This is a genomic window from Streptomyces sp. NPDC055239 (assembly GCF_053606205.1).
In genome coordinates, this window is record NZ_JBSGRD010000002.1 from 958,652 (window position 1) to 973,706 (window position 15,055).

Genomic DNA, 15,055 nt, shown 5'->3' on the forward strand with positions numbered 1-15,055 from the left:
CGTTCCGCGCCGAGGGGTCCCGCGTGAGCGTCAAGGGCAAGCAGGTGGTCACGGTCAGCACGGTCCTGGTGGTCGACGACGTGCCCGCCAGCAGGTACGCGCTGAGCGCGGTACTGCGCAGGGCGGGACACCGTGTGCTGCTCGCCGCGAGCGCGAGCGAGGCGCTGATCGAACTCGACGTACGGATGCGGGCGGGGGACCTGCCGGACGTGGCGCTCGTGGACGTCGGCCTGCCGGACATGAGCGGCTACGAACTCTGCCGCCGCATGAAGCAGCTGCCCCCCATCGCCGCCCTGCCCGTCGTCCACTTCTCGGCGGCGGCCCGCCCGCCCGCCGACCGGTGCAGGGGGCTCGACGCGGGAGGCGAGTCCTATCTGACGGTGCCCGCCGAACCGGAGGAGATCCAGGCGGTCGTACGGGCCGCCGCGCGCGGCGCACGTGGCCGCAGTGACGCCCAGCTGCGCGTCGGACGGCTCGCGCTGCTCGCCGGGGCGATCCTCGACGTGCAGTCGGCGCGCTGCCTCGACGAGCTTGCCGACGCGGGGGCCATGGGGACCGCGCGGCTGACCGACAGTCCCGCCGCGGTGTTCGTCCTTGGCGAGGGCGGCGAGATCCACCGGGGGCTCTCGCGGCGCAGAGCCCGCGCTTCGCTGCCGGACCCCGGGGCGCACGAGGCGGTGGCCCGGCTGATGCGCCGCGTCATGTCGGGACGTACGGGCGTGCGCACCACGGTCGTACCGGCTCCGCTGTGGCCGGCGGGGTTCTTCCGCCCGGCGCGGCCCGACGGACAGTGGCGCGACAGGGCCCTTGAGGAGGCGGGCCTCGTCCTGGCCCGCCTGCGCGAGGGGCGCACGCTGGTGTGCCTCGCGACACCCGCGTACCAGGAAGGCCCCACCGGCGAGACGGGGCACCTCGTCGAGCGCCTCGCCCACGCCACCGCGCTGGCCGCCGAGCCCCTGCTGATGTACGAGGAGGAGCGCCACATCGCACTCACCCTGCAACGCAGCTTCCTGCCCTCGCAGTTGCCCGTACTGCCCGGCACGGATGTCGTCGTCCGCTACGAACCGGCGTCGCGCCAGGCGGAGATCGGCGGGGACTTCTACGCGGCGCTCCCCACCCCCGCCGGTGTCCTGACCGGCATCGGCGATGTCGTCGGACACTCGCTCGACGCGGCCACGGTGATGGTCGAGATCCGGCACGCCCTGCGCGCGTACTGCGTCGAGAACCCCGACCCCCGCGTGCTCGCGCTGCGCCTCGACCGGATGCTGCAGCACTACCACCCGGGCGTGACGGCCACGATGTGCCTGACCCTGGTCGACCCGGCCACCGGGCGCACCCGGATCGCCAACGCGGGCCACATCCCGCCGCTCGTGGTGCGCGACGAGGGCACGTCCGCGTACGTCGACGCGCGCGGGCCGCTCATGGGGCTCGGTCTGGAGAGGCCGCGACCGAGCGAGGTGGTCCTCGAGCGGAGCGATCGCCTGCTGATGGTCACGGACGGGCTCATCGAGACGCGCGGCACGGATCTCGCGGTGTCGATGGAGCAGCTGCGGGTCGCGGCCCTGGGCGCGCCGCGGGGCGTCGCCGACCTGTGCGACACGCTCCTCACCTGCTTCGGGCACGAACGGGAGGACGACATCGCGATGCTCGCACTGCGCAGGACGGGCTGAAGCGCGGGGCGGGACGGGCTGAAGCGTAGGGCAGGACGGGCTGAAAGAAACAGCCGCACACACCTGTACCCACAGGCTTACCCGTCAGTACATTGACGCCATGTCTAATACGGCCGCGTCCGAGCACATACCGCTCAAGGCACGCAAAGTCTCCTTCTCCTGGGAGGACACCCCGCTCCACTGGGTGCCGGGTGATCCCTTCGCCACGCACACGATCAACGTGCTGCACCTGCTTCTCCCGGCGGGCGAGCGCTGGTTCGTCCACGTGTACAAGCAGGTACTGCCGTACATCCGTGACGACCGGCTCCGCGAGGACGTGATCGGCTTCATCGGCCAGGAGGCCATGCACGCGCAGGCCCACGACGAGGTCCTGCCGCACCTCAAGGAGCAGGGCCTGGACCCCACGCCCTACACCGCCCAGGTCGACTGGCTCTTCGAGAAGATGCTCGGCGACAGGACGCTGCCGCCCGGCAAGGCCCGCAAGTGGTGGCTCATGGAGCGTGTCGCGATGATCGCGGCCATCGAGCACTACACCGCCTTCCTCGGCAACTGGGTCCTGAACGCGGACGAGCTCGACCGCAGGGGCGCCGACCCGACGATGCTCGACCTGCTGCGCTGGCACGGCGCGGAAGAGGTCGAGCACCGCTCCGTCGCCTTCGAGCTCTTCATGCACGTCGACGGCAGCTACCGCCGCCGCGCCCGCACCTGGGCCACCGCCTTCAGCGCCCTGGTCTTCCTCTGGCAGCGCGGCGCGCGCTTCTTCATGGAGAACGATCCGACGCTGACCGGCGGCAAGGCGTCCTTCAAGGACTTCTACCAGGGCGGAAAGAAGGGCACGCTGCCCACGACGCCGGACATGCTCCGCTCCATCCCCCGCTATCTGAGCCGCGCCTACCACCCCTCCCACGAGGGCAGCACCGCACAGGCCGCCGCCTACCTCGCCTCCTCCCCGGCGGCCACCGCCGCCGAGACCGCGACGGAATCGCTGCCGAAGGGGGCGCACTGACATGCCCCGCATCCGCACCGTCCTGCTCGTCACGGGCGCGGCCCTGCTCGCCAAGCGGGCCATGCGGCGCCGCATCGACGCATCGCCGCTCTGGCCGCTGCCCGCCCTGGAGGAACCGGTTTCGGGCCGCCCGCGCTCGCGCGCCCTGCGCCTGGCCGTCACCCGGCACGAGACGGTCGCCGACGGCGTCGTACAACTGCGCCTGGAGGGCGAGAACTTGCCCGCCTGGGAGCCCGGCGCACATCTGGACCTGGTCCTGCCCTCGGGCCTCGTCCGCCAGTACTCGCTGTGCGGCGACCCCGAGGACACCTCCTCGTACACCGTCGCGACCCGTCTGATCGGCGCGGAGCAGGGCGGGCGCGGCGGTTCGCGCGAGGTGCACGAGCAGCTTCGGGTGGGGGCCGAGGTGGAGGTGCGCGGCCCGCGCAACCGCTTCCCGCTGGCCGACGCCGAGGTGTACGTCTTCGTGGCGGGCGGCATCGGCATCACCCCGATCCTGCCCATGCTGCGGGCGGTCGAGGCCGCGGGCCGCGAGTGGCGGCTGCTGTACGGGGGGCGCTCCCGAGCCTCGATGCCGTTCCTGGAGGACGTGGAGAAACTGGCGGGCACGAGGGCGGGGCGGCTCACGGTCGTCGCACAGGACGAGGGAGGCCGCCCGGACCTCGCCGCCTTCCTCGCGGACCTGACCCCCTCCACCGCGGTCCACGTCTGCGGCCCCGAGGGTCTGATGGAGGCGGTGGCGGCGACGCTGCCCGCAGGAGCGGACCTGCACCTGGAGCGTTTCACGCCCCACACGTCGACGGACGGCAACGGCACCTTCGAGGTGGAACTGCGCCGCAGCGGGCGGATTCTCTCCGTGGCCGCCGACACCACCGTCCTCTCCGCGGTGCGCGCGGAGCTGCCCAATACCGCTTACTCCTGCGAGCAGGGTTTCTGCGGAACCTGCCAACAGCGGGTCCTGGAAGGGGAGATCGACCACCGGGACGAACTGCTCACGGATGCCGAGCGTGCCGACTCGATGCTGATCTGTGTGTCCAGGGCGAACGGCGGTCGAATCGTGCTCGACATGTGAGAGGTGTGAACAGTTGGGGTCCACCGGCCCCTTGGACGGCCGGATCTGCTCGGTAAGGTGTTCGCATGACTACCGGGGTGCGCCGCAGAATGGGTGTCGAGGAGCGGCGGCAGCAGTTGATCGGGGTCGCGCTCGACCTGTTCAGCCACCGCTCGCCAGACGACGTGTCCATCGACGAGATAGCAGCGGCCGCGGGCATCTCGCGCCCGCTGGTCTACCACTACTTCCCGGGAAAGCTCAGCCTGTACGAAGCGGCACTGCAACGGGCCGCCGACGACCTGGCCGACCGCTTCGTGGAGCCGAGGGAAGGCCCGCTCGGGGCGCGCCTGCTGCGCGTGATGGGCCGCTTCCTGGACTTCGTGGACGGCCATGGCCCCGGCTTCTCCGCGCTGATGCGCGGCGGCCCCGCCGTCGGCTCGTCCACCACCAACGCGCTGATCGACTCGGTGCGGCAGGCGGCGTACGTCCAGATCCTCGCGCACCTGGACGTCACGGACCCGCCGGCCAGGCTCGAATTGGTGATCCGCTCCTGGATCTCGCTCGCCGAGTCCACGGCGCTCATCTGGCTCGACGGACGCCGCATTCCGCGTGTCGAGCTCGAACTGCAACTGGTGCACGACTTCGCGGCGCTCTCCGCGGTCAGCGCCGCGTACGACGAGGAGATGGCCGCGATCCTGCGCCGCATCCTCGCCGCGGAGCCACCGGAGGGCCCGTTCACCGAGCTGATCACCCGCCTGATCGAACTGGTACCGCAGGAGCAGAGCAGTTGACCCACGCGAGAGTCGAGGCGCGCCGGGACGGCTGCCGCCTGGACCGCGTGTCGTCCGGCCCGCGCCTGCGGGAGTACTGGCGGCGGACGGGAGCACGTACGGGGTGACGCTCCTGGAGAGGGACCTGCGCGGCGCGGTCCCGTCCGACGCCTGACGGCGCTCAACGCAGCGTCGACACCTTCTTGCCATTCGCGAGCCGCCCGGTGAGCCCGGCGCGGGCGCCCCGCTCCAGGGGCGCGCTCAGGGTGTTGCCCGGAGTCGGGGACCCTCCGGCGGCCCCGATCGAGACGACGTCCTTGCTGCCGCCGCCCAGCAGGTACCAGGTACCGGCCCGGGACTTCCACCGCACTCCCGCGAGCACCGACGGCTTACGGCCTCCGCACGCCGCGGAGTCCTCCGCCTTCGCCGCGACGGCCGCCGCGCCCGCCGCCTGGAACTGCGCGAGGGCCCGGCCTCCGTCGCCCCGCCAGGTGTCGGCCCGGGTGCAGATCCAGGCCGCCGCGCCGTTCGCCTCGGGCAGCACCTGACGGGCGTACTGCCAGGAGTTCACGGAGCGCACGCCGTTCGAGCGCGCGTCGGTGAGCGAGCAGGCCGTGGACGACCAGTTCGCGGCGGTGGCCTCACGAGGGGCCTGCGGGCGGCCCGCGGTGAGATGGGCGGGGACGAGTTCGCCGAGGTCGGTGGAGAGCCGGTTCACGCCGGTGTTGTCGCGTAGTTGCAGCGCGTCCCAGGACGTGCACGAGCGGGCCTGCGCCGGACTGGCGAACGGCTCGGTCACGCCCTCGCCGTCGCGCTTGAGGGCCTCGGTGTTCCCCTGCGGCTTCAGCAGATCACGTACGGCGACACCGTCCACCCAAGGCGCGGTCAGGTACCGCACGTTGCCGTCGACCCGGTTCACCACCACGGCGCTCGCCTCGGCGCTCGTCGCGCCGTCCACGCGGGCGAAGTCGAGTGCGGCTCCGCTGGTGTCGTCCTTGGGCTCGGCGTACCGCACGATGCGCAGTCCGTCGTACAGGAGCACGACCTTCGCCGCGTCGACCTCGCCCGCGAAGAGCAGTTGAGCGGGCCCGGGAGGAGCGCCCGCAGCCGTGCCGGGCGTGGCGGAGACCTGCACCGACTCGCCGGGGCGTGCCCACACGGCCAGGGCCCGCCGCAGCAGAGCCTCGTCACCGACGAGCGCGCCCCTGGCGGGCCACACGGAGAAGTCGGCACGGGCGGAGCTCTTCCACGTGCCGGCCGCGACCTTCGTCAGCTGCCCCGGGTCGAGCGCCGCCTGCCCGGCCGGGTTCTGCGCGTAGGAGGGCGCGGCGGCACCGTCGGGCCCCCACCCGCCGCCCGGAAGCCCGAGCAGCGCCCCGCACACCAGGAGGGCCACGAGCGCGACGCCCGCGGCCTTCATGTGCTGCCTGCGGCGCATCAGATCGGTGGGCCGCGCCTGCAGCGAGCAGGGGTCGAACTCGGGGGACTTGAGCAGGTCGAACGCCGCGTCCACGGTGTCCGACTCGTTCAGCGCCGCACCCGGCTGCTCGACTCCGACAGCGGCGAGCACCTTGAGTACGTCACTGTCGGGGAGCCGCTCGAGACCGCGCAGGACGTACGCGGCGCGTGCGGGGCCCGAGAGCGCCGACAGCCTCTGATCCAGGGCGAGTTCGTCGGCGCCGCCTGACCGGGGGAAGAGCCTCAGGCCCCACACCTGCGGCAGCAGCGGCGGAAGCTGCGAGCGCTTGGGCCATGCGCCGCGCCGGAGCGGCAGCCCGGCGTCGAGCGCGGTGCGCAGGACGCGCAGCCGTACGTAGGCGTACCCGGGATCGCCGCCCCGTGCGTCCCCCGCACGCTGGAGCGGAATGGCCTCGTCATCGCCGGACCTGCGGCTGCGGGGGAGCGCACGCTGGGTCAGCGCGTGGGCGGTCAGGACCCTCCGGTTGCGCCCGAGGCTGGGCGGCAGGACCAGATAGGCGAGCCGCACCAGGCGCGGATAGTGCTCTACGAGGGCGGCCTCGGCCTGCTCGACATCGACGGCACCGGAGAGATCCCGGGACGGGGAGGGGGACTTCACATTCGACGACACGTTCAGCAAAACGAGCGAATCGTCGGATGGTCACCTCTCGGTGAGCTGTCGCGCGTAGTTGCCCATGGACCGCTGATAGCGAGGCAGATGGGGAGCGAGGGCGCCCAGAACCAAGGCCAGACCTTCACGCTCACGTCCGAGACTGGCGTAACAGAGGGCGAGGGTCGCGCGGACCGCGTCGTCCAGTTCGTCGTGCGGGGCTTCCAGTTCGGGCGTGAGAAGTGCTACGCCTTCTTCCGGCTTTCCGATGTTCCGCAGTGAGCTGGAGAGCTGGATGAGGGTGCGGCGCCGCCGATATCCGTCGAGGCCTCGCTCCAGCGCCTCCTTGTACAGGGGTACGGCGCGGTCCGAGTGCCCCGTGGAGTCGAACGCGCAGGCTCGCTCGAAGGGGGCGAGGGGACTGCCGTCGGGCAACTCGTCGACGAGGGCGTCGATGACGTCCCGGAACTCTCCGCCCCGCTCATCGTCGTACGCCTCAACCGTGCCCCACGCTTCAGCCAGCCGACGCTCCCACGCAATATCCATGGCCACACTTTCGCACGGCGTGCCACCAGCAGAACAAGGCTTTTCCCCCACCCACCAGCCCGGCACCCCGCATCCCCCCTGAACGAACAAGCTCTCCCACCCACCCGCCCGATTGCCCCGCGTTGTCAGGGGTGGGAGAAGGGCGGGGGCGCGTACAGCAGTAGAGGTGGGGGGGAAAGCCGCGGGCGCCACGAGCGCTGGTGGTCTGGGGGCGGGTGGGAGAGCGCGGATGCCACGGCGCGGGTGGCGGGAACGCGTGGAGCGGCAGCGCTGAGCCATCCGTACGGGCGGGGTGGCAGGCTCGGTGGACAACGTGTGACGCACCCCAGCCATGGGAGACCCGCCCCCATGCACCCGCAGTCGGCATCGAGACGCGAGGGGACGTGTCGGTATTTCCGCCCGGAGCACGGTTCGCAACACTCCGGAACCGAAGCATCCACGCGCCCACCGGCGGGTGGCGAGGACGGACATACCGGCGCGGCCCCGCACCCACAGGCGAAGCCGCCCCGCACGACCGGCACCCGGCCCCTCAGCCAACCCCCCAATCGCTGAACTCCACGGTCCCCCGCCCCCCGTCACCCCCATTGGTCGCGCTCATGAACAGCCCCACATCCTGCGCCCCCGCGACCCCAGGCACGGCGACACTCGCCACCACCCGCCAGTTGGCCCCGCCGTCCGTCGAGCACGACCCCGTCAGGACATCCCCCGCCCGGCCGAGCCGCAGCAGCACCGGTGCCTTGATGCCCGTGAGCCGCTTGTACGTGTCCAGCGTGCCGTCGCCGTTCGTGTCGTACGAGAGGACCACGCCGTTCGCCGGAGTGACCGCGAGGTCGACGAACCCCGGCGACCCCGCAACGCCCATCGCGTTGCGCGCGATGATGCCCGCCCTGGCCCACGGCCCCGTGACCGCCTGGGTGTCGACCCGTACCGTCACCGAGACGCCGTCGCGCAGGGCGCCCTCGCGGTACAGCGTCCCGAACTCCGTCGTGCCCTTCCACAGGTCCGCGCCCGCTCCGTTGATCGCGTAGCGGCCGTCCAACTCACCGAAGACAGCGGCATTGTTGGTGTACTTACGCCAGCCCGAACTCACCGGGCCCGCCTCGAACAGCACCCCCTCGTGCACGGCCCGCACCCGCCGCTCGCCCGCGGGGCCGTACCGCACGGCGATCTCGTACGGGAGCGGCCGCAGCGGATGGTCGAGCGGTGTTCCCGGCGCGCTCGCCGTCCACGCCACCTTCCCCGTGCCCGCCGCGGCGACCCGCGGCAGCGACACCGGGCCCGACGGCTCCGCGTCGATCCCGCTCAGCTCGAAGTCGACACGGCCCGTGGCCCGAAGCCCGTTGACGTTGTGGAAGACGGCCTCGACGCGTGCGTGCCCGCCGGGCGGGAGCGACGAGGGGTCGGCGACGACCTTGAGAGACCCCTGGTACGGCGCGCGGGCCAGCACGTCCCGTACCCGTGAAGCGGTCCGGTACGCGTCGCCGATGCCCCGCAGCGGATAGTCCTTGCGCTCCCGGGTCCACGGCTCCTCCACCGCGAACCAGTCCACCTCGCGCGGCGCCCGCCCAGTGGCCAGCGCGTCGGCCAACTCGTCGAGCCACTTCTGCCAGCGGGGGACATAGAAGTCGGCCATCAGGCCGGCCCATTCACGGTTGCCGTACTCGTGCAGGTTTCCGGCGTCGGACGTCGCCCGGCCGCCCCACGTCGTGATCAGGACCTTGGCGGTCCGCTCGAACTCGGCACGCTCGGCGTCGTTCGTCCCCATCCGCCGCGCCGACTCGACCCAAGGGCCGAGCAGGAACGCCGCATTGGTGGCCGTCAACTCGTCCGAGAGCCGCATCAGCTTCAGCCACAGCGTGGACAGCGCGCGGAAGGTGTCCGCGTCCTTCTGCCGGTACGCGGCCCGAAGCTGCGGCAGCAGCTGGCGGCTCCGGTGCGCGAGCGCCTGCCGGGCCACGTCCACCACGTCGTACCGGTACGCCGCGCTGTCCCGCAGTGCGCCACGGACCCCGAGCAGACCGGTAAGCGCCGCGTCGAAGCGGCCCGGGTCGTAGGTCAGCGCACGCGGCGAGTACTCGGCGGCGCGGTTCGCCGCCAGGTCGGGGCGGGCCGCGAACAGCGAGTCGTGCGGGTCGCTGCGCTCGACGGCGGTGTGCTGATAGGCGGTGTCGTGCAGCGCCCGCCACGCGTGCAGGGCGTCGGCGTCGCGCCCGCCGTAGCGGAACCGGGCGTAGCCGTCGAACCAGGCCGCCAGGTCGAGCTTCTCCTCCGTCCAGGCCAGTTCGGAGAAGAGCTCGAAGGTGGCCGGGTCCCGGTCCGTCGCCTCCGGCATGAACGCCGTGCCCACAAGGGCGCTGCCGCCCTTGTCCCGCCAGGCGAAGAACTTCTCGTTCCAGATGTGCGCACGGGCGCCGATCGTCGTACGGCCGCCGAAGTTCGGAATGGTCCCGAACGTGTACGGCGTGCCGCCCCAGTCCTTCTCGCGGTCGGTGACGCTCTTGAACCGGTCGGAGACCCCGTCCACGATCAGCATCCGCCGCCGGTCGATCGCATCGAGCAGCGCGGGCAGCGGGTTGGCCTCCCAGCCGAGGATCACCCAGGTCGCACCGGGGCGCGCCTTCTGCAGGGCCGCCTCGACGCCGCGCGCCGCGTCCGGCACCGGGACGTCTCCCGCGGTGCCGCCCTCGTGCAGCAGGTCCATCTTGAAGTGGTCGGCGGCTCCGAAGAGCTGCTCCTGGTGCTTGTAGAAGGACGCGGCGACCTTCCCGAACGAGGACGTCCTCGGGTCGAGCCAGTCGGGGCGCTTGAAGCCGTGCCAGGTGCCCTGCGGCACCACCTTCGCGTCCCCGCCGTTGCGTGCCACGAACCCGTCGGGGACGTGGCCGTAGTAGCCGGGGAGCACCGGCGCCATCCCGAGCGAGCGCAGCCGGTCCACGATTCTGCGCCCGAGGGCGGCCCGGTCCGCGATGACTTCGGGCGACAGCGGCCCGCCGTACCCCGACAGGTTCTGAAGGAGCCACCACGCCTGGTGCGAGGGCGCGGGCAGCCACGCACGCGCCTCGGCGTCGCTGTAGCCGAAGTCCTGGAGCACCCGGTGGTAGACGGCCTCCGCCCCCGCGATCACCAGGACCTCGTTGCAGCCGTGCAGGGCGAGCACGTCGATCATGCGCTCCCAGTACGTCCAGTCGGCGTGCGGCGCGGTGTACCCGTCGTTCGTGTCGTTCAGGGCGAACCGGTGCGGGAGCGAGGTGGAGCGCTGGAGCGGGCGCGCGGGCGCGGGCAGCCTGCGCGGCAGGTCGAGCTGGTCGCCGTTCCAGGCGACGTGGGCCCCGCAGACGTACTTCAGATACCAGTGGACCCCTGTGAGCAGCACGGCGGGCGTCGTACCCGACACCTCGATCCGCCCCGTCGTACCGGTGACCCGGAAACGGTCCGTGCCGCCCTTCGCGGGGACGAGTCTGAGACGGAACTGTTCCGCGTGATGCGGCAGGAGTCTGTTGAGTGCTGAGCGCGCGGAATCCGTATCGAAGGCGTAGGCGGGGCTCTGGACGGGCCCCTCGGCGGCGTGGGCCGGGACCGCCACCCCGCCGACGGCTGCAGCGAGGCCGACGGCCCCGGCTGTGCCGAGCACGGAACGTCGGGATGGATCGCTCATGTGTACCCCCTGGGTCGGATGGTGCGGCGCACGGTATCCGTGCGGCGTCCTGCGCTCAACGATGCATACGGAGATGGCGAGTTCACCTCGCCTGAAGGGACTGGTGGACGATGAAGGCAGCGCGAAGGACGCTTGGGGGCGTGAGCAAGGGCATGCGCGGTCGCATGCGGACGGGCTTGGGTGTGGGCATGGGTGTAGGACTGCTGATGATGCTCGCGGCATGCGGCTCTGACGGCGACGACGCGCCGCCGGACACGGCGAGCGGCAGCCTGGAGCAGCTGGCGGCCAAGGCGCGGTGCAAGCCCGACATCCAGACGGACGCGGCCGAACTACGGCAGGCCACCTGTGACAAAGGTGCCCGCCGCTACGTCCTAGTAACCTTTACAAATGCCCGTGGCCAGGCCGAATGGTTCGACGAAGCCACCGATTACGGCGGCACGTACCTCGTCGGGAGGAAGTGGATCGCGGTCGGCGAGGAGAAAGTCGTCATGCGGCTGCGCGGCCGGCTCGGTGGGACGGTGGAGAAGTCCTCGCACCACTCGGGGAGTAGCGGTGGTGGGGATCACGAGGACGGAGGCCCGGGGCACTCGGGCCACTCCGGTCACCACACGAGCTGACCGCGCAGCGGTTCACGGGGGTCAGCCTGCGCACTGGGCCGATCAGGTTCAGGTCGGCTCAGTCGCAGTGCTCGGCTGCGGGGGTGTTCAGTTGCAGCGCTGACCACTGTTGATGCACTTGGCCATGCGTTTCATCAGCTTTTCGTCGAACACGTTGATGAAGTCACCGTGATCGGTGATCGGTTTGTGCAGCTGCTCGGGGAACGAGTCGACGGCGAATCCCGGCCCCGGCGGCACGTCGTACACGATGCGCTGCACCAGCTGCGGAATGGCCTTGAACCCTTGCGGGCAGGCGCCGCTTCCCTTGTCGGCGAAGGCCACATGCGTGCGGTGATTGGCGCTGTCGGTGTTCTGGCCGTCCCAGCAGCTCTGGAAGTTGAAGGTCCGCACGACCTTGCTGCCTGCGGGGCAGATCGGATACTTGTCCTTCAGCTGCCGGTTCTCGAAGCCGGTGCAGCTCCAGGACGCGTTGGCGTTCGCATCACCATTGGTGAGGGCCTTGGCGTCACCGGTGATGATGCGCAGGAAGCGCGGCATCGCGACGACCTTGCTCGTCGGATTCCCGGCGAATTTCAGCGTGACCGAGGCCGGGGTCTGGATCTTGCCGACATTCTGGTCCTTGCCGCCGCCGTCCGCGCCCGCGTCGTTCTCGTCCTCTCCGTTCTGCAGCCGCAGGACCGGCCAGTAGTAGGTGGACTTGTCTCCCTGGTTTGTGCACGTGGTGCCGCCGTTCGCGAGATCGTCGTCGCTTGAGAAGGCGTCCGTGGCCTGATTTCCGACGTAATCGTGCATATGGTGAGCGCCATTGCTCACGCCGGGCGCGGCGATGACATTGTCCGAATTGAACTTGCCGTTCTCGTTCTTCCCGCATTTCGTGGTGAAGGTGCCGCGCGACGCGTTGCGCTGTTTGCCGGGGCGGTTGACGTTGGGCTGTACGGAGTTGATGTCGACGAAGTCGCCGGCTTCGGGGCCGTTGCCGTTCTGCTGGTCCGGCGGCTGCCCGGCACCGTCACCCGGTGGCTGCTGCCCGCCGTCACCCCCGTCGGCGCCGTCACCGGGGGGCTGTTCGCCGCCGTTCCCGTCCTGGGGCGGCTGCTGTCCGCCGTTCCCGTTCTGCGGAGGCTGCTGCTGCCCGGCATTGTCATCGGCCCGCATGGTGCACGGCGCCATGCCGTCGATCCCTTGGGGCGCCTTGCCTCCCGCCCGCGCGATCGACGAACCGATGCCCTCGATGGTCGGCCGCCGCTTCTCCTCGAGGGGCTTGAGCACGGCCCGGGCCTGCCCGGTGTTCCTGGCCCCGGCGAACTTCTCGTACGCGGCGGTGATCTGGGTGTCCAGCTCCGCGAGCCGCCGGTCGACGTCCTCGCGGGCGCCGTCCGGCACGTCGGAGAGCTGGGTGCCCACGTCCGGGCAGCTGATGGTCGCGAGGCCCATATTGCCGCCCTGCCCGCCGGACCGGGTTCTGGCGGACGGCGAATCGGAGCTCTGCCCGGCGTTCGCGTAGACATTCACCGCGACCATTCCGCCGCCGCCCAGGATTAGCGCCGCCGAGGCGGCGATGGCGCGCCCGGCGAGTTTTGATCGTTTTCGTGATGTGCGTCGTGGTGTGCGTCCCATGGGACTACGTACGCAACAGGAGTCGGCCCCGTTCAATCACGCGCGGAATTCCCCCGGCGATCTCTCGGGTGGTCTCCTCAGCGCCCTTGATCCAGATAGGCGAGTACGGCGAGAACCCGCCGGTTGTCGTCGTCCGAGACCGAGAGGTCCAGCTTTCCGAAGATGTTGGACGTGTGCTTGGCGATCGCCCGCTCCGTCACGACGAGCTCACCCGCGATCGCCGCGTTCGACCGTCCCTGCGCCATGAGTTCGAGCACCTCGCGCTCGCGCGGCGTCAGTTTGCCGAGCGGCCGGTCCGCCGACCGCCGCGACAGGAGCTGCTGGATCACCTGCGGGTCCATCGCGGTGCCGCCCGACGCGACCCGGCGTACGGCGTCGATGAACTGGTCGGCGTCGAAGACCCGGTCCTTGAGGAGATAGCCGACCCCGCCGTTCCCGTCGGCGAGCAGCTCGCGCGCGTACAACTGCTCCACGTGCTGGGAGAGCACGAGTACGGGAAGACCCGGCCGTGCCCGCCGCGCGGCGAGCGCGCACTGCAGTCCCTCGTCCGTGTGGGACGGCGGAAGCCGGACGTCGACGACTGCGACGTCCGGCTCCAACTCGGCCAGGGCCTTGGTGAGTTCGGGCCCGGTCTCGACTGCGGCGGCGATCTCGAAGTCGAATGCCTCCAGCATCCGGACCAGACCGTCACGCAGCAGGAAGAGATCTTCGGCTAGGACAACTCGCAAGGGATCTCCATGGTCACCATGGTCGGGCCGCCCGCGGGACTGCTGACGGCCAGTACGCCGTCGAATGTACCGAGTCGGCGTTCGATCCCGCTCAGCCCGGACCCCGCCCCGATGGACGCGCCGCCCTTGCCGTTGTCGGTGACCGCGATGCGCAGCATGCCGTCCGTGTGGTGGATGTCCACCCAGACGCGGTCCGCGCCCGCGTGCTTGATGGTGTTCGTCAGGGCCTCGCTCACCGCGAAGTACGCCGCCGACTCCACCGGCTCGTCGGCCCGGCCGGACAACTCCACGTCCACGTCTGTCTGGACGGGCAGCCGCAGTGCCAGGGCCTTCACCGCGTCGCCGAGGCCGCGCTCGGCGAGCACCGGCGGGTGGATCCCGCGGACCAGGTCGCGCAGCTCGGTCAGCGCCTCGCCGGAGTTCTGCCGGGCCTTGGCGATCATTTCCTTGGCCTTCGCCGGGTTCTTCTCGATCATTGCCTCGATGGTGCCGAGGTCCATGCCCATCGCGACGAGACGTGCCTGGGCGCCGTCGTGCAGATCCCGCTCGATGCGGCGCAGTTCGGCGGCGGAGGAGTCCACGGCGTCGTGCCGGGTCTCGGTCAACCGGTCGACGCGCCGGGCCAGTTCGCGCTCCCGCATGGAGATGGTGGGTGCGAGGCACGTCCGGGTCAGGAGGAAGTGGGCGCGGAGGATGGCGGGGCTGGTGAAGATGCCGATGACGCCGAGCGCGGTGCCGAGCAGGGCGGCCATGTTGGCGTCGCTCTGCGAGGTGACGTGGATGAAGCCGTACCACTCGCCGCCGCCCGCGTCGTAGATCGGCTTCCAGACGCCGAGGGCGAGGACATAGCCGTACAGCGGGTAGAGCAGCAGCGCCGGCGCGAAGATCACCGTCACGTAGCCGGCGGTCATGTCGACAAGGAGCCACTGCAGATCCCGCCAGGTGGCCGGGTCCTTCAGCATCAGCGAGGTGCGCTCCACCTGCCCGGTGACGCCACTGCGCAGGTCCGCGGGGAAGGGGCGGTAGGGACGCGGGATGTGTACGTCCGACCATGCGCCGGCCTGGGCGCGGCGCAGGTCCGCCCACTTGCGTACGCCGGTAAGGACCAGCGGGGTCGTGAAGACGCCGATCCCCAGCGTGATGAAGGCGATGGACAGGACCGACAGGACGAAGAGGGTGATCGAACCGGCGAGCATGATGACCGACAGGAAGAGCCCTCGGGCTCCCGCGATCACGGATTCTCGGACCCTCGTCATTTTCTGCTCCCCATCTCGTCTTCCAGCTCTTCTTCGAGGAGCTCTTCTTCGAGCCCTTCCGGCTCTTCCAG

Annotated in this window: 11 protein-coding genes; 5 read left to right on the forward strand and 6 right to left on the reverse strand. The window is 70.9% G+C overall.

Annotated elements, in window-relative coordinates; translation table 11 throughout:
- The first annotated feature begins 23 nt into the window (after positions 1–23).
- The 4 genes from ACWFRJ_RS10465 to ACWFRJ_RS10480 all read left to right on the forward strand — a co-directional run bounded on the left by ACWFRJ_RS10465 (position 24) and on the right by ACWFRJ_RS10480 (position 4,518).
- A complete protein-coding gene (locus tag ACWFRJ_RS10465) occupies positions 24–1,670 on the forward strand; it encodes a SpoIIE family protein phosphatase (protein ID WP_453526807.1) in 1,647 nt (548 codons plus the stop codon).
- 100 nt (positions 1,671–1,770) lie between these two features.
- Positions 1,771–2,676 (forward strand): metal-dependent hydrolase, encoded by a 906-nt coding sequence (locus tag ACWFRJ_RS10470; protein ID WP_453526810.1) that lies wholly within the window; start codon positions 1,771–1,773, stop codon positions 2,674–2,676.
- Between the two features lies 1 nt (position 2,677).
- A complete protein-coding gene (locus tag ACWFRJ_RS10475; protein WP_453526813.1) occupies positions 2,678–3,748 on the forward strand; it encodes a PDR/VanB family oxidoreductase in 1,071 nt (356 codons plus the stop codon).
- Positions 3,749–3,813: 65 nt separating this feature from the next.
- Entirely contained in the window at positions 3,814–4,518 is a 705-nt protein-coding gene (locus tag ACWFRJ_RS10480) for a TetR/AcrR family transcriptional regulator (protein WP_453526816.1), read from the forward strand.
- 160 nt (positions 4,519–4,678) lie between these two features.
- On the opposite strand, the gene ACWFRJ_RS10485 is transcribed toward ACWFRJ_RS10480, so the two are convergent.
- From ACWFRJ_RS10485 to ACWFRJ_RS10495, 3 genes are all read right to left on the reverse strand, one after another.
- The gene (locus ACWFRJ_RS10485; protein ID WP_453526819.1) at positions 4,679–6,574 is read right to left on the reverse strand and encodes a hypothetical protein; all 1,896 of its coding nucleotides are present in this window, start codon (positions 6,572–6,574) and stop codon (positions 4,679–4,681) included.
- 42 nt (positions 6,575–6,616) lie between these two features.
- Positions 6,617–7,111 (reverse strand): tetratricopeptide repeat protein, encoded by a 495-nt coding sequence (locus tag ACWFRJ_RS10490; protein ID WP_453526822.1) that lies wholly within the window; start codon positions 7,109–7,111, stop codon positions 6,617–6,619.
- Positions 7,112–7,640: 529 nt separating this feature from the next.
- Positions 7,641–10,766, reverse strand: coding sequence for an alpha-N-acetylglucosaminidase (locus tag ACWFRJ_RS10495; RefSeq protein ID WP_453526825.1), 3,126 nt, complete (start codon positions 10,764–10,766; stop codon positions 7,641–7,643).
- 188 nt (positions 10,767–10,954) lie between these two features.
- Between ACWFRJ_RS10495 and ACWFRJ_RS10500 the strand changes: the two genes are divergently transcribed.
- A complete protein-coding gene (locus ACWFRJ_RS10500; RefSeq protein ID WP_453526828.1) occupies positions 10,955–11,383 on the forward strand; it encodes a hypothetical protein in 429 nt (142 codons plus the stop codon).
- 87 nt (positions 11,384–11,470) lie between these two features.
- On the opposite strand, the gene ACWFRJ_RS10505 is transcribed toward ACWFRJ_RS10500, so the two are convergent.
- The 3 genes from ACWFRJ_RS10505 to ACWFRJ_RS10515 form a co-directional block, all read right to left on the reverse strand.
- Positions 11,471–13,000 carry a DUF1996 domain-containing protein gene (locus tag ACWFRJ_RS10505; RefSeq protein ID WP_453527213.1) on the reverse strand — a complete coding sequence of 510 codons (1,530 nt, stop codon included), beginning with the start codon at positions 12,998–13,000 and terminating at the stop codon, positions 11,471–11,473.
- Positions 13,001–13,077: 77 nt separating this feature from the next.
- Entirely contained in the window at positions 13,078–13,728 is a 651-nt protein-coding gene (locus ACWFRJ_RS10510; RefSeq protein WP_383278000.1) for a LuxR C-terminal-related transcriptional regulator, read from the reverse strand.
- Complete coding sequence (locus tag ACWFRJ_RS10515) at positions 13,713–14,984, reverse strand: sensor histidine kinase (RefSeq protein ID WP_453526831.1); 1,272 nt, start codon at positions 14,982–14,984, stop codon at positions 13,713–13,715. Before ACWFRJ_RS10515 ends, ACWFRJ_RS10510 begins: the two co-directional genes overlap by 16 nt.
- Between the last annotated feature and the right edge of the window lie 71 nt (positions 14,985–15,055).